Below are 17,521 nucleotides of genomic sequence, written 5' to 3' on the forward strand. Positions count from 1 at the left end.
TCTCTTTGCACCATGTGCAACGCCCTTTGCGGAGGGTGCTTCGATGCGGGCAGGATGCCGCCATGACCTCTCCCCTGCCCTCCCCCGCCCCCCTCCCCTCCTCCGTCCTCGACCTCGCTCCCGTCCTGCCGGTCGTCGTCCTCGAGGACGCCGCCGACGCCGTACCGCTGGCCCGTGCGCTGGTGGCCGGCGGGCTGCCCGCGATCGAGGTGACCCTGCGCACGCCCGCCGCTCCCGACGCGATCCGGGCGATCGCCGACGGGGTGCCGGACGCGGTGGTCGGGGCCGGGACCGTGATCACCCCGGCGCAGGTGGACGAGGCGGTGGAGGCCGGGGCGCGGTTCCTGGTCAGCCCGGGGTGGACGGAGGCGCTGCTGGCGGCGATGCGGGCGTCCGGGGTGCCGTTCCTGCCGGGGGTGTCGACCGTCTCGGAGGTGGTGGCGCTGCTGGAGCGCGGGGTGCGGGAGATGAAGTTCTTCCCGGCGCGGGCCGCGGGCGGGACGGCGTATCTGAAGGCGCTGGCCGGACCGCTCCCCCGGGCCCGTTTCTGCCCGACCGGGGGGATCGGGGCGGACTCCGCGCCGGACTACCTCGCGCTGCCCAACGTCGGCTGCGTGGGCGGGAGCTGGATGCTCCCGGCGGACGCGGTGGCGGCCCGGGACTGGGACCGGATCGAGCGGCTGGCCCGCGAGGCGGCGGGGCTCAGCGCAGGTGCGAGGTGTCGTTGAACAGGCGGACGCTGGCGTTGCCGTCGGCGTAGTAGGCCACCGCCGAGAGCGAGGCCGCCGACAGTTCCATGCGGAACAGGGCCTCGGGCGGGGCGCCCAGGGCGAGCCGTACCAGCGTCTTGATCGGCGTCACGTGGGTGACGAGCAGGACCGTGCGGCCCGCGTACGCCGCGACCAGCTCGTCCCGGGCGGCGGCGACCCGGGCGGCGGTGGCCGCGAAGCTCTCGCCGCCGCCGGTGGGCTCGGCATCGGGAGAGGTCAGCCAGGCGTTCAGGTCGTCCGGGTGGCGTTCGCGGACCTCGGCGAAGGTGAGGCCCTCCCAGGCGCCGAAGTCGGTCTCGCGCAGCCCCTCGTCCACGGCCACCTCGAGGCCGAGGCGGGCGGCGACGATGCCGGCGGTCTCGCGGGTGCGGGCGAGGGGGGAGGCGACGACGGCCTGGACGGTGCCGCGCCGGGCCAGGAGGGCGGCGACCCGCTCGGCCTGCTCCCGGCCGGTGTCGGAGAGGGAGGGGTCGCTGCCGCCGCTGCCGGAGAAGCGCTTCTGCGGGGTCAGCGGGGTCTCGCCGTGCCGGAGCAGGACGAAGGTGGCGGGCGGTCCCATGTCGGCGGGCGCCCATCCGGCACTGGGCGTGGCCACGGCGCGCGCGGCACGGGCATCGGCGTCGGCGGCCCCGGCGGCGGTGTCCTCCTCGCGGCCGGCGGCGGGGGAGGTCCCGGTCGCCCCGCCGGCCTGCTCCGCCGTGGAGGCCGAGGCCTTCCACGGCTCCCCCCGCAGCCCCGCGTCCATCGCCTCGTTGGCCAGACGGTCGGCGTGCTTGTTCCGCTCGCGGGGGATCCACTCGTACGTCACCCGCTCCGGCGGGAAGACCCGCGCCGCCTGGGCGGCGAGCGGTTTCATGTCGGGGTGCTTGATCTTCCAGCGGCCGGTCATCTGCTCGATGACGAGCTTGGAGTCCATCCGGACGTGGACCGTGGCCCGGGGGTCCAGTGCGTGGGCGGCGCGCAGGCCGGCCAGCAGGCCCCGGTACTCGGCGACGTTGTTGGTGGCGACGCCGAGGTACTCGGCCGTCTCCACGAGGGTCTCCCCCGTCGCCGCGTCGCTCACCACGGCCCCGTAGCCCGCGGGCCCCGGGTTGCCCCGTGACCCGCCGTCCGCCTCGACGATGAACTCCCCCACCGAAGCAGCCCCCTACAGCCCCGACTCGGACGTGCGCACCAGGATGCGGCGGCAGTTCTCGCAGCGCACCACCGTGTCGGGGGCGGCCTGGCGGATCTCGTTCAGCTCGGTGATGGCGAGCTCCTGGCGGCAGCCCTGGCAGGTACGGGCGTAGAGCTTCGCGGCACCGACGCCGCCCTGCTGCTCGCGCAGCTTCTCGTACAGCTTGAGCAGGTCGGCGGGGACGGATCCGGCGACGACCTCGCGCTCCCTGGTGACCGAGGCGGTCTCGCCGTCGATCTCCCCGAGGGCCGCGTCCCGGCGCGCGACGGCGTCGTCGATCTTCGCCTGGACGGAGGCGACGCGGTCGGTCAGTTCGGCGACCCGCCCCTGCGCGGACTCACGGCGTTCCATGATCTCCAGGACGATGTCCTCGAGGTCGCCCTGCCGCCTGGCGAGGGAGACGATCTCGTGCTGGAGGTTCTCCAGGTCCTTGGGCGAGGAGACGGCGCCGGAGTCGAGGCGCTTCTGGTCACGGGCGGCGCGCTGGCGCACCTGGTCCACGTCCTGCTCGGCCTTGGTCTGCTCGCGGGCGCAGTCGCTCTCCTCGGTCTGCGCGGCGACGAGCAGGTCGCGCAGCTGGGTGTGGTCCTTCGTCAGCGACTCGATCTCGGCGTGCTCGGGGAGCGACTTCCGCTTGTGCGCGAGCTGCTGGAGGCGGACGTCGAGGTTCTGGACGTCGAGGAGTCGGATCTGATCGGCGGGCGCGGCGTTCAGTTGGGGGCTCCAGAGGTGTCGGAGGGAGCGGGGGCGCGCGAGGCGCTCCTCGAAGGGGCGGTGGCGGGCGACGGGTCGGCGGAGGACGCCGCGTGGGCGGTCCAGGGGTCGGTGACCGTCTTCGAGACGTGGACCCGGAGGTTCCATCCATGGCGGTCGGAGATCTCGTCGAGCTGGGCTGCGGCCAGCTCGCACCAGGGCCACTCGGTGGCCCAGTGCGCCGCGTCGAGCAGCGCGAGGGGGCCGTGGGCGCGGTCCGCCATGAACTCGGAGGCCGGGTGGTGGCGCAGGTCCGCGGTGAGGAAGGCGTCCACGCCGGCGGCGCGGACGTGGTCGAAGAGGCTGTCGCCGGAGCCGCCGCTGACGGCGACCGTGCGGACGAGCGCCTCGGGGTCGCCGGCGACGCGGATGCCCTGCGCGGTGGCGGGGAGGCGTTCGGCGGCGCGGGCGGCGAGCTCGCGGACGGTCAGCGGGTGGTCGAGTGCGCAGACGCGGCCCAGGCCCCGGCGGCCCTCGGGGTCGGTGGGGTCCGGCACGAGGGGCCGTACGACCCTGAGGTCCAGGGCGCCGGCCAGGGCGTCGGAGACACCCGGGTCGGCGGTGTCGGCGTTGGTGTGGGCGACGTGCAGCGCGACGTCGTTCTTGATGAGCGTGTGCACCACCCGGCCCTTGAAGGTGGAGGCCGCGACGGTGGTCGTCCCGCGCAGGTAGAGCGGGTGGTGGGTGACGAGCAGGTCGGCGCCCAGCCGCACCGCCTCGTCGACGGTCTCCTGGACCGGGTCCACGGCGAACAGGACCCGTACGACCTCCTGGTCGGGCTCGCCCACCACGGTGCCGACCGCGTCCCAGGACTCGGCCCGTTCGGCGGGCCACAGGCTCTCCAGCACGGCGATGACTTCAGACAGACGGGGCACGTGTGCAAGGCTACCTGGCCGTTTCGTGCCGCAGTACCGGCGCGGGCCCGCGGTACGGCGTTCGGCCCGGCCAGCACATCCGTCCCCCTCTGCTCGGGAGAATCGTTCCTGGAGCACCCTTATGTGTGAAGTGCGGCGCCGTCGGCCCCCGCCCGTGCGTGCGATAACTACGGTCGTCGCCGGAGGTGACCGAACCATGACGGTCTGTGCCTTTCCCGGGCTCGGGACTTCGCTCGAGCACGGGGGAACCCCGTCACCCGCGACGGGACACGAGGACGGAGCCGGGCGGCCGGGCTGCGCCATCACCGCGGACGGCTCCTACGCCGCGCGCCTCGCCCCGGCCGGCGACTCCCTCTTCCCCGAGCTCTTCCCCGAGCGCTGGACCCTGGACGGTCCCGAGCCCTACGCGGTGCCGCTGCCCGGCGACCAGCCCGAGGAACCCGGCACCGAGGTGCAGCCCCTGAGCGACGGACGGGTCCTCATCCACCGGCCGGTGGACGGGCGGCACGCCTTCTGCCTGCTGTACCCGACCGGACCCGGCACCGGCGAGCTTCCGCTGGGCACGGTCGAGTGCCCCGAGGAGGGCACCCGGCTGCGGCTGCTGCCGCCCGCCCCGGGCGGGGAGCGGGCGTACGCCCTGGCCGTGGGCCGGCGGTCGACGGCGGTGTGGCGGGTCGCGGGCGGCGCGTCCGGGCCCGAGCAGCTCGCCGAGGTCCCCGGCCGCTGCTCGGGCGGGGTGTGGCTGGACCACGAGGGACGGATGCTGGCCCTGGACCGGGAGACCGGCGGGCCCACCAAGGCGGTGGTGGTGGACCTGGAGCGCGGCGGCGAGACGTCCCCGCTGCTCCAGATCGCCGCCGAGAGCGACGACCGGGTCCTGCTGGCCGACCCGGACAGCGGGCTGCTGCTGGTCCGCTCGGACGCGCCCTCACCGGGGCGGAGCCGGCTGGGCTGGGGCGTGCTGGGCAGCACGCTGCCGGTGCGCTTCCCGGAGTGCCTGCGGGTGACGGACTGCTCCGTCACCCCGTTCGCGATCCAACCGGGGCAGATGCTGACGCCGGAGGGCTGCGCGGTGGCGCTGCGCATCGACGGCGCGTTCGGCAGCTGGGTCGGGGTGTGGCGGCCGGTGGAGCGGCGGGTGCACCATCTCCCGGCACCCGACGGCTGGTTGGCCGGCAGCGGGCTGTGGACGGCGGACGGGGTGCTGCGGCTGCCGTACGCCACCCGCGCGGTGCCGTGCGGAGTGGCCCGGCTGACCGTGCCGGGGCAGCGGGAGCAGCCGGAGAGCCTGGGCCTCCGCCCGTCGACGGCACCGGAGCCCACGGCTCCCGGCGCGTTCGGCGCCCCCGGCGGGCATCCGGCCCACGGCGCGCTCCCCCCGGCCGCCGACGGGTCCCCGGACCCCCTCGCCCCCGCCGTCCCTCACCTCCCCGGCGCCCTTCCCGCTCCCCGCCCCGTACCCCTCCAACAGGCGCCCCTGGGAGGGCTTGTAACGAAGTAGCAGCGGTCGGCGTGGCCGCCTGGATCCGGGGCGTGGTCGGCCGGTTACACTCGCCCGGCTGTAGGAAAGACCATGTCTACGGGGTGAATTCCTTCCGATGAACGACGTCATCATGAACCAGCCGCAGACCGCCGAGGGCGGGCAGGCCGCCGCCGGGCACGGCAGGCACCGGGGGCCGGTCTCCACGCAGGACGCCGAGACGGCCCCGCGGGGCCGTCACCGCAGGCCGGTGGAGGAGAACGAGAGCCCGGAGGCCGCTGCCTGACGGTACGTCAGGCACGGTCCGGCACACGGGAGCACGACCGGCCCCGCCCGTCGCACGACGGGCGGGGCCGCACCGTGTCCGGCCCGGTCTCCGGCGGGGCGGCCCGGTGCACCGGCACGATCCCTGGGTCTTTCAGGTCGGTTCAGGAGTGCGCGACGGCGGTGTCGGCGAGCACGGGCGCGTCGCCCCGCTCCACGGCGCCCACGGCCACGCGCACCTCGCCGTCCCCGTGCCACATCCGGATCCGCAGCGTCTCGCCCGGGTACACGACCCCGGCGAACCGGGCGGCGTAGGCGCGCACCCGGGTGACGTCGCCGCCGAGCAGGGTGTCGACGACCGCCTTGAGCGTCATGCCGTAGGTGCACAGCCCGTGCAGGACGGGCCGCTCGAACCCGGCGCGCGCGGCGAACCCGGGGTCGGCGTGCAGCGGGTTGCGGTCGCCGGAGAGGCGGTAGAGGAGGGCCTGGTCCTCCCGGACGGTCCGCTCGACGGTCCGGTCCGGCTCCCCGGCGGGGGCCCCGCGCCGCGCGGACGGACCGCGGTCGCCGCCCCAGCCGCCCTCGCCGCGCACGTGGACCCGCGCCTCGTCGGTCCACAGCGGGCCGTCGGCGTCGGCGGCCTCGGTGCGCATCACCAGGACGGCCGCCCGGCCCTTGTCGTACACGGCGGTGATGCGGCCGGTGGTGGTGGCGGTGCCCTCGGCCGGGAGGGGGCGGTGCAGGGTGAGCGACTGGCCGCCGTGCAGGACGTTCGCCAGGTCGACCTCGACGCCGGGCACGGACAGGGCGCCGATCACCCCCGGCACCCCGGCGCCAGCGACGGTGGCGAAGCTCGGCAGGACGTGCAGCCGGGTCTCCAGGGTGTAGCGCAGCTCGCCGGGGTCGGTGGCGGGGATCCCCGCGCCGATGCCGAGGTGGTAGAGCAGGACGTCCTTGGCGGTCCAGGAGACCTCACCGGTCCGGGGTGCGGCGGCGAGCGCCCTGGCTGCGTCGATGGGCATGGGTCTCCTGATCGCCGGAAGCGTCGCCGGGGCCGTCGTCGGCACCCCTTGTACAGCCCTGTCCCCGGCGCTGAGGGAAATACCCCTCCGTCCCCGCCGGAGTCCGTCAGGAGGCCTCCTCGCCCACCGCGTCCCCCGCCTCCCCGCGCCCCGGACCGGTGGCCGCGGCCGTCCGCCCCGGCAGCCACACCCACATCAGCACCACTCCGGCGGCCAGGACGACCGCCCCCGTGCGGAACACCAGCGCGTACCCCTCCGTCAGCGCCTCGGGGGTCCGGTCGCCCGCCGTGCGGGCCGCCGCGATCGTCGACATGACCGCGAGCCCCAGGGAACCGCCCATCGTGCGGGAGGTGTTGACCAGTCCGGAGACGACACCGGCCTCCCGCGGCGGCGCCCCGGACGTGGCGAGCGCGGCGAGCGGCGTCCCGGCGAGGCCCGCGCCCAGCATCATGAGGACGCCGGGGAACATGATCGTGGTCAGGTACGCCCCGTCGGCGGTCATCGCCGACTGCCAGCCGAAGCCGGCCACCGCGACCAGCGTGCCGAGCACGGCCACGGCGCGCGGGCCCGCGGAGTGCATCAGCCGGGGCGCGATCTTGGAGCCGAGGACCACCGCGAGCGAGCTGGGCACCAGGGCGAGCCCGGCCTCCAGCGGGGTGTAGCCGAGCACGTTCTGCGCGTACAGGGTCATGAAGAACCACATGCAGAACATCGCGGAGCCGCTGAGGAACATCGCCGCGTTCGCCGACGCCACCGACCGCAGCCGCAGCAGCCCGAGCGGCATCAGCGGCGCCTTCGCCCGTGCCTCGACCAGGAGGAAGAGCACGACGAGGGCGAGCCCGGCGCACAGCGGCACCAGGGTGGCCGCCGCCGCCCACCCCTCGGCCTCGGTCTGCGAGATGCCGTACGCCAGCGTGGCGAGACCGGCCGTCACCAGCAGTGCGCCGGGCAGGTCGAGGCGCCGCCCGCCCCCGTCCCGGCTCTCCACCAGCCACCACGCGGCGCCGGCCAGCACCACCGCGCCGACCGGCACGTTGATCAGCAGCACCCAGCGCCACGACAGCGCGTCCACCAGCACCCCGCCGACGAATCCGCCGGCCGCGCCGCCGCCCGCGCCGACGGCCGTCCAGGTCGCTATGGCCCGGGCGCGGGCCGCCCCCTCCGGCACCGCGGAGGTGACGAGGGTGAGCGTGGAGGGCGCCAGGACGGCCGCCCCGAGCCCCTGCGCGGCCCGCGCCAGCAGCAGTTGCCAGCCCTCCTGGGCCAGCCCGCCGGCCAGCGAGGCCAGCGTGAACAGCCCGAGGCCGACGAGGAACATGCGCTTGCGCCCGTAGAGGTCGCCGGCCCGGCCGCCGAGCAGCATGAAGCCGGCGAAGGCGATGGAGTACGCGTTGACCACCCACTGGAGGCCCTGCTCGCCGAGGTCCAGCCCGGTGCGCAGGGACGGCAGGGCCACGTTCACCACGGAGATGTCGAGCACGACGAGGAACTGCCCGGCACACGCGAGCGCCACCACCACCCACACGGGGGGAGCGCCGCGGCCGGACAGACGGGTGGTATCGGTGGTCTCGAGCATGTGCGCCATGGTCTCAACCGTCCCGCACCCGCCGCATCGGCATTTCGCCCTACGCCCCTCCCCCCTCTCCCCCGTCCCTTCCTGCGCCCTTCCTCCGTCTCTCCTACGCCAAAGGAACGGTCAGGATGCGCCGACGTGCCGCATCATCGGAATAGTTGCCTCGGTGTACGGGGTTCGGTGTGCACGTATCCCCGCACGAGCACGCGTCCGTGCAAGGGCGCGCATCCGTGTACGACTCCCCCCGCACGACTTCGTGCACGACCGGTTCCGGCCTGGAGGCCCCCGCCCATGACGCAGACGACGACCGCCCGCCCCACCGACCGGGCGAGCGGGGCCGTGGTCCCGGTACTCGCCTTCGCGGGCATCGTCGTCGCGGTGATGCAGACCCTGCTGGTCCCGGTCGTCAAGGACCTGCCCCGCCTGCTGGACACCTCGCCCTCCGACGCCACCTGGGTGCTGACCTCGACCCTGCTCTCCGGCGCCGTGGCCACCCCGATCATGGGCCGCCTCGGCGACCTGTACGGCAAGCGGCGCATGCTGGTCACCAGCCTCGCGGTGATGGTGGCCGGGGCACTGGTCAGCGCCTCCACCAGCGATCTGCTGCTGATGATCGCCGGCCGTACGCTCCAGGGCTTCGCGATGGGCGCGATCCCGCTCGGCATCGGCCTGATGCGCGACCTGCTGCCCCACGAGCGGCTGGGCTCCGCGATGGCCCTGATGAGCTCCTCCATAGGCGTCGGCGGCGGTCTGGCCCTGCCCGCCGCCGCGCTGGTCGCCCAGCACGCCGACTGGCACACCCTCTACCTCGGCGCGGCCGGCCTCGGCGCCCTCGCCATCGCCCTCACCCTGCTCGTCGTGCCGGAGTCCCCGGTGCGGGCGAAGGGCGCCTTCGACCTGCCGGGCGCGCTGGGCCTGTCCGCCGGACTGGTCCTGTTCCTGCTCCCCGTCTCCAAGGGCGGCGACTGGGGCTGGACCACCGGCACCACGCTGGGCCTGTTCGGGGCGGCGGCCGCGGTCCTGCTGCTGTGGGGCCTGATGGAACTGCGCGTGCCCGCGCCCCTGGTGGACCTGCGCACCACCGCCCGGCGCGAGGTCCTCCTCACCAACCTCGCGTCGATCATGGTCGGCGTCTCCTTCTTCGTCGTCTCCCTCGTCCTCCCGCAACTGCTCCAGCTGCCCGCCGAGACCGGCCACGGCCTGGGCCAGTCGATGGTCGTCGCGGGCCTGTGCGTGGCCCCGCTGGGCCTGACCATGATGTTCACCGCCCCCGTCTACGCCCGCCTGTCCGCCCGCTACGGCCCGAAGGCCACCCTCGTGCTCGGCCTGCTGATCATCGCGGCCGGCTACGGCGGCGGCCTCGGCCTGATGGACGCCGCCTGGCAGACCGTCGTCACCTCGGTCGTCCTCGGCACGGGCATCGGCCTCGCCTACTCCTCCCTGCCCGCCCTGATCACCGGCGCGGTCCCGGCCTCGGAGACCGGCGCCGCGAACGGCCTGAACACGCTGATGCGCTCCATCGGCACGTCGGTGTCGAGCGCCGTGGTCGGCATGGTGCTGGCCGACACGGCGGACACCGTGGGCGGTACGGAGATCCCGACCCTGCACGGCTTCCGCGTCTCCTTCCTGATCGCGACGGCGGCGGTGGCCGTGGGCCTGCTCCTGGCCCTGTTCCTCCCCGGCGGGCGCCCGTCGTCACGGCTGCGGCTGCGGGCGAGCAGCGAGGAGGAGGCGCACCCGGAACGCGCGGAGACGGCACTGCGCGGCCTCCCGGGACGGGGCCGGGACACGGCCGGTGCCCCCGTCCCCGCCGACGGCGGCTGAGGGGTGTCCTGCGGGTCGTGCCGCGGGCGCGCGGGGCCGGTGGGGCGCCGCCGGCCCCCTGCCCGCGTGACCGGGCGGAAGGTACGGCAGCATGGGCCCGTGCACACACGGACGACCTCGGGAAAGGCCCCCTCCATGCCGATGGCTCCCCCGCCGGAGATCCTGGCCGCGTTCGAGGCGGCGAAGGGCTTCATGCCCGCGGACGAGGGCCTGGCCCTGTACGCGGCGGCGACCGGGGCCGGCCGCCTGGGTCTGCCCCTGCTGGAGGTCGGCACCTACTGCGGCCGTTCCACGGTCCTGCTCGCCGACGCCGCCCGCGCGGCGGGCGTCACCGCGCTCACCGTGGACCACCACCGCGGCAGCGAGGAGCAGCAGCCCGGCTGGGACTACCACGACCCGGAGACGGTCGACCCGGAACTCGGCCTGATGGACACCCTCCCCACCTTCCGCCGCACCCTGCACCGGGCGGGCCTGGAGGACCACGTGGTGGCCCTGGTGGGCCGCTCCCCGCAGATCGCCGCCCTCTGGAACTCCCCCCTCGCCCTGGTCTTCGTCGACGGCGGCCACACCGACGAGCACGCCACGGCCGACTACGAGGGCTGGGCCCCCCACGTCGCCGAGGGCGGTCTCCTCGTCATCCACGACGTCTTCCCCGACCCGGCGGACGAGTTCACCGGCCAGGCGCCGTACCGCGTCTACCTCCGGGCCCTGGAGTCCGGCGCCTTCACGGAGGTCTCGGCCACCGGATCCCTGCGGGTGCTGCGCCGCACGGGGCCGGGAATCTGAGTCCGTCGGGCCGTCGGTGGACCGGGCGGGCCGCTAGGGTGGCTGCGTGTCGTACACAGGTCCCGGCTTCGATCCCCCACAGCCCCGGCGGTCCCTGCGCGGACCGCTGACCGTGGCGCTCGCCGCGCTCGTGCCGGGGGCGTTGCTCGGGTGGGCGGTGTACGCGGCCGTGGACGGGCCGGGGAACGGAGGGAGTTCCGCGGGCGCGTCCGCGACGGCGTCCGCGTCCGCCCCGTCCGGGGCGCCGTCCTCGACCACCCCCTCGCCGTCCGGCGACCGGAAGCCCTCCGCCTCCCCCACGGCCGAGGAGTCCCCCTCCCCCTCCGCATCCACCTCCGCGCCCGCCGCGTCCGGGCCGCTCAAGGGGAAGGTCGTCGTCATCGACCCGGGGCACAACCCGGGCAACTTCCGGCACACCGCCGAGATCAACCGCCAGGTGGACATCGGAACGAACCGCAAGGAGTGCGACACCACCGGCACCTCCACCGACGACGGTTACGCCGAGGCCCGGTTCACCCTCGACGTCGCCCACCGCATGCGCGCGCTCCTCGAGGAGCAGGGCGCCACCGTGAAGCTGACGCAGGACGCCGACCGGCCGTTCGGACCGTGCGTGGACGAGCGGGCCCGGATCGGCAACGCGGCGAAGGCCGACGCCGTCGTCTCCCTGCACGCCGACGGCTCCGGCGCCGGCAACCGCGGCTTCCACGTCATCCTTCCCGGCGCCGTCGACGCCGGCGCCGCCGACACCCGGGCCATCGTCGGGCCCTCCCGCGACCTCGGTGAGCGCATCGCCGGCAACTTCGTCCGCGTCACCGGCAGCGCGCCCTCCAACTACGTCGGCGGCGGGACCGGCCTCGTCACGCGAAAGGACCTGGGCGGTCTCAATCTGTCAACGGTTCCCAAGGTGTTCGTCGAGTGCGGCAACATGCGCGACAGCAAGGACGCGGCGCTGCTGACCAGCGGTGCCTGGCGGCAGAAAGCGGCCCGAGGGATTTCCGACGGAATCGTGAGCTTCCTGCGCGGGTAGGGATCAGCCCGCTGATCCTGGCGGACAGCCCGATCGCCCGGACGATAGTGTCGTCCGGACGATGAGGGGCGCCACCCCCGCGCTTCCCACCGGAGCCTTCGGGCAACTTGGTGACAGCGACGCCTCTTCCGACGACGAGACGACCTACGAAGGACCTGAAGTGAATATCCGCTCCCTCACTCGAGGCGACGGCGTGGTGATCGGAGCAGCGGTGTTGCTGTTCATCGCGTCGTTCCTCGCCACGTTCGACGGCGACGGCGACGAGATCCCCAACGCCTGGGACAACCTCGGCCTGGTGATGAGCATGTACATCGCCGGTATCGCCGGTGCGGCCCTCATCGTCGTGGCCCGCGCGCTCCCCCAGCCGCCCAAGGTCGCCGGTCTCGACCTCGGTCAGTTCGGAGTGGCGCTGACGATCTTCTCCGCGTGGACGGCGTTCTGGACGATCATCGACCCGATGGGGGCGTTCGACGACATCTTCTCCGCTTTCGGCGGCAACGAGCCCGACACGGGTGCCGGTCTCATCCTCGGTCTGATCGCCGCGCTGGTCCTGGCCGCTGCGGCCGTCGCCACCCCCCTGGTCCCCGCCCTCAAGGGCCCCCTCGTCCCGGCCGCCCGCCCCGCCGCCCCGCAGCCCTACGGCGCCCAGCCGCCCGGCGGTTACGGCTACCCGGGCGCGCAGCAGGCCTCCTTCGGCGGTCAGCCGCAGCAGGGCCAGCCCGGTCAGCCCTTCCCGGGCCAGCCGCAGCAGGGGCAGCCCGCCGCGGCGCCGGCTGGCGACTTCTCGCCGTTCTGGTTCGCCGTGCCGGTGCCCCGGCCGCTGTTCCCGGAGGACGGCTCGCCCACGCCGATCGCCGAACTGGCCCCCGGCACCTGGTACCTGGCGGTGGAGCAGCGCGGTCAGGCCCTCGTCGCCCAGACGCAGGACGGCCGTCGCGGTGTCCTCCAGGACACCTCGGGGATCCAGCGCGGCTGACCCCGGCCTTCTCTCCCCACGGCCCCTCGCCCCTGCGGGCGGGGGGCCGTTGACGTACCGCCGGGGTGCGGTGCCGCCCGCGCGGACGGTGGACGCCCCGGGAACGGAAACCGGGTCGAGACCCGTCGCCGTCGCGGGTTTCAACCGGGGTTCCGGGGCCAGACGGAAAGCATGTCCCCTCGATATCGCACTGGCTCCAACTCCGCGGGGACGGTCGTCGCGGTGATCGCGGACATCATGGCCGTCATCCTCGGACTGTGGATCCTGATGTACCTGCTGGACGCCAACCGGGGCAACGACCTGGTGCAGTTCGTCCATGACGCGGCCAACTGGCTCGCCGGCTGGTCGCGTGACCTGTTCACCTTCGACGAGGAGTGGGCCCGGGTGGTCGCGGGTTACGGACTCGCCGCGGTCGTCTACCTGTTCATCGGCCACGCCATCGCGGGCCGCCTCCGCCGCCCCTGACCCCACACACCCCCGGACCCGGCCGACCGGACAGCCGATCGCGTGACCCGGGGGTCCGGGGCCGGGGTCGGGACTCGGAGACCCGGAGGCCCGGGGGCCCTCCTCCTCAGGTCAGGGCGCAGCAGTCCGGGTCGAGGCCCCGGGGCAGGTGGTCGCCGCCGAACACCGCGCAGGTGGCCTCGTGGCCGCCGAGTGCGGCGACGGCCAGCAGCAGGGCGCCGGCCGTCCAGGTGGTCAGCTCCCGCGGCCAGATCGCCCCGTCGTCGAAGACGTAGCCCGTCCAGTACAGGCCGGTCTCCGGATCGCGCAGGTGCTGGATCGACTGGAGCACCTCCAGCGCGCGGTCGGACTCGCCCATCGCCCACAGGGCCAGGGCGAGTTCGGCCGACTCGCCGCCGGTCACCCACGGGTTGGGCACCACGCAGCGCACCCCGAGTCCGGGCACGACGAAGCGGTCCCAGCCCTCCTCGATGCGGGCCTTGGCCTCGGCGCCGGTGAGCGCGCCGCCGAGCACCGGGTAGTACCAGTCCATCGAGTAGCGGTCCTTGTCCAGGAACCGCTCCGGGTGGTGCCGGATCGCGTGCCGGAGCGCGCCCGCCGCCAACTCCCAGTCGGGCTGCGGCTCTTCGCGCTGCTCGGCGATGGCCAGCGCGCAGCGCAGCGCGTGGTGGATGGACGAGGAGCCGGTGAGCAGCGCGTCCGCGACGGCCGTGCCGTCGTCGTCGCGCCGCCAGCCGATCTGCCCGCCGGGCTGCTGCAGCCGCAGCACGAACTCCACCGCCGCGCACACGGAGGGCCACATGCGGTCCAGGAACGTGTCGTCGCCGGTGGAGAGGTAGTGGTGCCAGACGCCGACCGCGATGTAGGCGACGAAGTTGGTCTCGCGGCTGCGGTCGGTGACGTCGTGCGGGTCGCCGTCGGCGTAGGCGGCGTACCAGGAGCCGTCCTCCAACTGGTGCCGGGCCAGCCACAGGTAGGCCCGCTCGGCGGCCTCGTGCTCGCCGGCCGTGTCCAGCGCCATCGCGGCCTCGACGTGGTCCCAGGGGTCCAGGTGGTGTCCGCGGAACCACGGGATCGCGCCGTCCTCCCGCTGCACGGCGAGGATGCCGGCGACGGTCGCGGCGGCCTGCCCGTCGGTGAGGACCCCGGGCAGGACGAGGTGCTCCGTCCGAGGAGTCCGGGGGGTGGTCACGTGGCGTCCGCCTCGACTTCGGCGCGCGGCAGGTGCGGCTTGGTCGCGTACGCCACGAAGCTCTTGCCGATCACCGGGTTCAGCGCCCGTTCGGCGACCCGGGTGGCCAGCGGCTTCTTCATGATGTCCCAGACCAGCAGCTTGTGGTACGCCCGCACCGGCAGCGCCTTGTCGTTGTCCACGCCGAACGCGCACTTCAGCCACCAGTACGGCGAGTGCAGCGCGTGCGCGTGGTGGGTGCCGTAGGGGCGCAGGCCGGCCTCGCGGATCTTCGCCAGCAGCTCGTCCGCCCGGTAGATGCGGATGTGACCGCCCTCGACCTCGTGGTAGGCGTCGGACAGCGTCCAGCACACCTTCTCCGGGCCGTAGCGCGGGACGGTGATCGCGATCCGGCCGCCGGGCCTGAGCACCCGCACCATCTCCGCGAGGACGCCCTTGTCGTCCGGGATGTGCTCCATCACCTCGGAGATGATCACGACGTCGAAGGACTCGTCGGGGAAGGGCAGGGCGAGGGCGTCGCCCTCCATGGCGGTCGCGGTGGCCCCGGCGGGGGCCTCCCCGGCCTCCTTCATCGCCGCGAACCACTGGGCGACCTCGCGGATCTCCTCGCCGTTCCGGTCCAGCGCCACGACCTGCGCGCCGCGCCGGTAGCACTCGAACGCGTGCCGGCCGGCCCCGCAGCCGAGGTCCAGGACACGGTCGCCCGGGGCGAGCGGGAACCGGGAGAAGTCGACGGTCAGCACGTGGCCCTGCTTTCGCGGTCTGAGGTTTCTGCTGTGGTCACGGACACGGCGCCCGGGTCCGCGGGGAAGCCGGGCGCGGCGCCCCTGTCCGCGGGGGCCGCGGGGCGGCCGGGCGGCGTGGTCGCGGAGCGGTCGGCGGGCTGCGGCGCGGAGCCGCGCCGGACCGTGCCCGCGGTCCGGGCGTCCGCGGTGTCACGGCCGCCCGCACGGGCCATCGCCTCGCGGTAGCGGGCCACCGTGCCCTCGGCCGCCCGCGCCCAGGTGAAGTGCCGCAGCACCCGCTCGCGTCCGGCCGCCCCGAGCCGCGCCCGCAGGTCCGCGTCGCCCAGCAGCCTGGTGAGCCCGGCGGCCAGCGCCCCCGCGTCACCGGGCGGCACGGCGAGGCACGTCTCCCCGTCGCGGCCGGCGACCTCGGGGATCGCGCCACCGGTCGTGGCGAGCAGCGGGGTGCCCGTGGCCATCGCCTCGGCGGCCGGGAGCGAGAAGCCCTCGTAGAGCGACGGCACGCACGCGACCTGCGCCGAGCGCACGAGGTCGACGAGTTCGGCGTCCGAGATGCCCTTGACGAACTCGACGGCGCCCTCGAGCCCGTACCGCTCCATCGCCCGGGCGACGGGCCCCTCCGCGGGCCGCTTGCCGACCACGACGAGATGGGCCTCCGGGTGCTCGGTGCGGACCTTCGCCAGCGCCTCGACGAGGAAGACCAGGCCCTTGAGCGGCACGTCCGCGCTGGAGGTGGTCACGATCCGGCCCGGTACCACCGACACCGACGGATCCGGTGCGAACAGGTCGGTGTCGGCGCCGATGTGGACGACGTGGATCCGGTCCTGCCGTACGCCGAGGTGGTCGATGATCTCCTGGCGGGAGGTGCCGGAGACGGTGAGCACGGACGGCAGGCGGCGCGCCACCCGCTTCTGCATCCGGGTGAAGGCGTACCAGCGGCGCACCGCGTACCGGCGCTGCCAGCTCCCGGCGGCGTCGAGCTCCAGCCGCCGGTCGACGGTGATGGGGTGGTGGATGGTGGTCACCAGGGGGGCGCCGACGTCGCCGAGCAGGCCGTAGCCGAGCGTCTGGTTGTCGTGGACGACGTCGAAGTCGCCGCGCCGGGAGCGCAGGTGGCGGCGGGCGCGCAGGGAGAACGTCAGCGGCTCGGGGAAGCCGCCGGTCCACATCGTGCCGACCTCGAGCGCGTCGATCCAGTCGCGGTACTCGTCGCGCTTCGGGGTGCGGAAGGGGTCCGGCTGGCGGTAGAGGTCGAGGCTGGGCAGCTCGGTGAGGCGCAGTCCGTCGTACCCCTCGTCGAGGACGGGGTAGGGCTGGGCGCCGATGACCTCGACGCGGTGCCCGAGGCGGGCGAGCTCGCGCGAGAGATGGCGTACGTAGACGCCCTGCCCGCCGCAGAACGGGTTTCCCTTGTAGGTGAGGAGTGCGATGCGGAGCGGTCGCAAGCCGTCGGATGCGGGTCCTTCCGAGGGCCCGGCCTGACTGGCCTCAGCGGTCACTCTGGGCCCCCTTCTCCCTGCACTGTCCCGCGAGACTACGTCGGGACGCTCATCTAGAACAAGTTTCAGAGTTGATCGTTCAGAGGCTTCGAATCTACCGGCAGGTAAGGGCGCTGTGAGCAGTGGATCAGGTGATTCACGCCACGACGGACGGCGTGCCATGCTGTCTGATCATCCATCCTCACCGACTGTCACGGACGGGACCCATGCCCGCGGAAGCCAACAGGGACAAGGCGGCCAAGGCGGCCAAGGCGGCCGAGACGGCCACAGCAGACAAGGCGGCCACGGCAGGCGGGGCGGACCGGGCGGCGAGCACGGAGGCGCGCGCACCGCGCGCCACCCCGGCCTCACCGCTCACCGAGCGGCAGGAGGCGCGGCGGCGGCGCATCCTGCGCGCGAGCGCCCAGCTGGCCGGCCGGGGCGGCTTCGACGCGGTGCAGATGCGCGAGGTCGCGGAGTCCTCCCAGGTGGCGCTCGGCACGCTGTACCGCTACTTCCCGTCCAAGGTCCACCTGCTGGTCGCCACGATGCAGGACCAGTTGGAGCACCTGCACGCCACCCTGCGGAAGAAGCCGCCGGCCGGCGAGACCGCGGCCGAACGGGCCGCCGAGACCCTGATGCGGGCCTTCCGCGCGCTCCAGCGCGAGCCGCACCTGGCCGACGCCATGGTGCGCGCCCTGACCTTCGCGGACCGCAGCGTGAGCCCGGAGGTCGACCAGGTCTCCCGGCAGACCACGGCGATCATCCTGGACGCCGTGGGCCTCACCGACCCCACGCCCGACCAGCTCGCCGCGGTCCGCGTCATCGAGCACACCTGGCACTCGACGCTGATCACCTGGCTCTCGGGCCGCGCCTCCATCGCCCAGGTGAAGAGCGACATCGAGACGGCGTGCCGCCTGATGGACCTGGCGGCTCCGAAGGGAACCGAGTCCCCCTGACGAAACTTTCGCCGACCGCCCGCCGGTGAACCCCCTTCCCCGTACCGGTGTCGCTTCGGCCATACCGGAATCGGTCGCGCGCGAACGGTTGACCACCCCTCCCTCCCTCCGTATCGTCTCCGCAGCCATTCGGAACCGAGTCCGAAATTTTCGA

At 74.3% G+C, this 17,521-nt stretch carries 17 protein-coding genes; 9 read left to right on the top strand and 8 right to left on the bottom strand.

Going from position 1 to position 17,521, the window contains the following annotated elements; all coding sequences use genetic code 11:
- Positions 1 to 62: 62 nt before the first annotated feature.
- Positions 63 to 728 (top strand): bifunctional 4-hydroxy-2-oxoglutarate aldolase/2-dehydro-3-deoxy-phosphogluconate aldolase, encoded by a 666-nt coding sequence (locus CP969_RS12670; RefSeq protein ID WP_016826503.1) that lies wholly within the window; start codon positions 63 to 65, stop codon positions 726 to 728.
- Here CP969_RS12670 and CP969_RS12675 read toward each other — a convergent pair.
- Genes CP969_RS12675 through CP969_RS12685 form a run of 3 tightly spaced genes read right to left on the bottom strand, consistent with a single transcriptional unit; the run spans position 703 to position 3,575 of the window.
- On the bottom strand, positions 703 to 1,905 hold the full coding sequence (locus tag CP969_RS12675; protein WP_016826502.1) for a bifunctional RNase H/acid phosphatase: 1,203 nt from the start codon (positions 1,903 to 1,905) through the stop codon (positions 703 to 705). The genes CP969_RS12670 and CP969_RS12675 overlap by 26 nt on opposite strands.
- Positions 1,906 to 1,917: 12 nt before the next feature.
- Positions 1,918 to 2,661 carry a zinc ribbon domain-containing protein gene (locus CP969_RS12680; protein ID WP_026085233.1) on the bottom strand — a complete coding sequence of 248 codons (744 nt, stop codon included), beginning with the start codon at positions 2,659 to 2,661 and terminating at the stop codon, positions 1,918 to 1,920.
- Positions 2,658 to 3,575: a Nif3-like dinuclear metal center hexameric protein gene (locus CP969_RS12685; protein ID WP_016826500.1), complete on the bottom strand. Its 918-nt coding sequence runs from the start codon at positions 3,573 to 3,575 to the stop codon at positions 2,658 to 2,660. Before CP969_RS12685 ends, CP969_RS12680 begins: the two co-directional genes overlap by 4 nt.
- 196 nt (positions 3,576 to 3,771) lie before the next feature.
- Here CP969_RS12685 and CP969_RS12690 point away from each other — a divergent pair, with 196 nt between their 5' ends.
- Together CP969_RS12690 and CP969_RS33210 are read left to right on the top strand one after the other, a co-directional pair.
- Complete coding sequence (locus tag CP969_RS12690; RefSeq protein WP_016826499.1) at positions 3,772 to 5,076, top strand: hypothetical protein; 1,305 nt, start codon at positions 3,772 to 3,774, stop codon at positions 5,074 to 5,076.
- A gap of 97 nt (positions 5,077 to 5,173) precedes the next feature.
- Complete coding sequence (locus CP969_RS33210; protein ID WP_004988805.1) at positions 5,174 to 5,341, top strand: hypothetical protein; 168 nt, start codon at positions 5,174 to 5,176, stop codon at positions 5,339 to 5,341.
- 142 nt (positions 5,342 to 5,483) lie between these two features.
- Here CP969_RS33210 and CP969_RS12695 read toward each other — a convergent pair whose 3' ends face one another.
- On the bottom strand, positions 5,484 to 6,341 hold the full coding sequence (locus tag CP969_RS12695) for a MaoC/PaaZ C-terminal domain-containing protein (RefSeq protein ID WP_016826498.1): 858 nt from the start codon (positions 6,339 to 6,341) through the stop codon (positions 5,484 to 5,486).
- A gap of 106 nt (positions 6,342 to 6,447) precedes the next feature.
- Positions 6,448 to 7,926, bottom strand: coding sequence for an MFS transporter (locus tag CP969_RS12700; RefSeq protein ID WP_016826497.1), 1,479 nt, complete (start codon positions 7,924 to 7,926; stop codon positions 6,448 to 6,450).
- 279 nt (positions 7,927 to 8,205) lie between these two features.
- On the opposite strand from CP969_RS12700, the gene CP969_RS12705 reads away from it, so the two are divergent.
- The 5 genes from CP969_RS12705 (at position 8,206) to CP969_RS12725 (ending at position 12,992) form a co-directional block, all read left to right on the top strand.
- Positions 8,206 to 9,738, top strand: coding sequence for an MFS transporter (locus CP969_RS12705; protein WP_016826496.1), 1,533 nt, complete (start codon positions 8,206 to 8,208; stop codon positions 9,736 to 9,738).
- Positions 9,739 to 9,873: 135 nt separating this feature from the next.
- Positions 9,874 to 10,524, top strand: a complete 651-nt coding sequence (locus CP969_RS12710) for a class I SAM-dependent methyltransferase (RefSeq protein WP_004988798.1) — start codon at positions 9,874 to 9,876, stop codon at positions 10,522 to 10,524.
- A 46-nt stretch (positions 10,525 to 10,570) separates the two neighbouring features.
- Complete coding sequence (locus CP969_RS12715) at positions 10,571 to 11,551, top strand: N-acetylmuramoyl-L-alanine amidase (protein ID WP_026085231.1); 981 nt, start codon at positions 10,571 to 10,573, stop codon at positions 11,549 to 11,551.
- 160 nt (positions 11,552 to 11,711) lie between these two features.
- Positions 11,712 to 12,527 carry a DUF5336 domain-containing protein gene (locus tag CP969_RS12720; protein ID WP_026085230.1) on the top strand — a complete coding sequence of 272 codons (816 nt, stop codon included), beginning with the start codon at positions 11,712 to 11,714 and terminating at the stop codon, positions 12,525 to 12,527.
- Positions 12,528 to 12,698: 171 nt separating this feature from the next.
- Complete coding sequence (locus CP969_RS12725; protein ID WP_004988791.1) at positions 12,699 to 12,992, top strand: hypothetical protein; 294 nt, start codon at positions 12,699 to 12,701, stop codon at positions 12,990 to 12,992.
- A 106-nt stretch (positions 12,993 to 13,098) separates the two neighbouring features.
- Here CP969_RS12725 and CP969_RS12730 read toward each other — a convergent pair whose 3' ends face one another.
- The 3 genes from CP969_RS12730 to CP969_RS12740 are packed head-to-tail and all read right to left on the bottom strand — an operon-like array spanning position 13,099 to position 16,429.
- Positions 13,099 to 14,184, bottom strand: coding sequence for a prenyltransferase/squalene oxidase repeat-containing protein (locus CP969_RS12730; protein ID WP_004988788.1), 1,086 nt, complete (start codon positions 14,182 to 14,184; stop codon positions 13,099 to 13,101).
- On the bottom strand, positions 14,181 to 14,927 hold the full coding sequence (locus CP969_RS12735; RefSeq protein ID WP_004988786.1) for a class I SAM-dependent methyltransferase: 747 nt from the start codon (positions 14,925 to 14,927) through the stop codon (positions 14,181 to 14,183). Before CP969_RS12735 ends, CP969_RS12730 begins: the two co-directional genes overlap by 4 nt.
- Positions 14,921 to 16,429, bottom strand: coding sequence for a glycosyltransferase family 4 protein (locus CP969_RS12740; RefSeq protein WP_026085229.1), 1,509 nt, complete (start codon positions 16,427 to 16,429; stop codon positions 14,921 to 14,923). Before CP969_RS12740 ends, CP969_RS12735 begins: the two co-directional genes overlap by 7 nt.
- Positions 16,430 to 16,635: 206 nt before the next feature.
- Here CP969_RS12740 and CP969_RS12745 point away from each other — a divergent pair, with 206 nt between their 5' ends.
- Positions 16,636 to 17,367, top strand: coding sequence for a TetR family transcriptional regulator (locus tag CP969_RS12745; RefSeq protein ID WP_016826491.1), 732 nt, complete (start codon positions 16,636 to 16,638; stop codon positions 17,365 to 17,367).
- Positions 17,368 to 17,521 lie beyond the last annotated feature (154 nt).

The sequence above is a fragment of the Streptomyces viridosporus T7A genome (genome assembly GCF_008704515.1).
Lineage (GTDB): Bacteria > Actinomycetota > Actinomycetes > Streptomycetales > Streptomycetaceae > Streptomyces > Streptomyces viridosporus.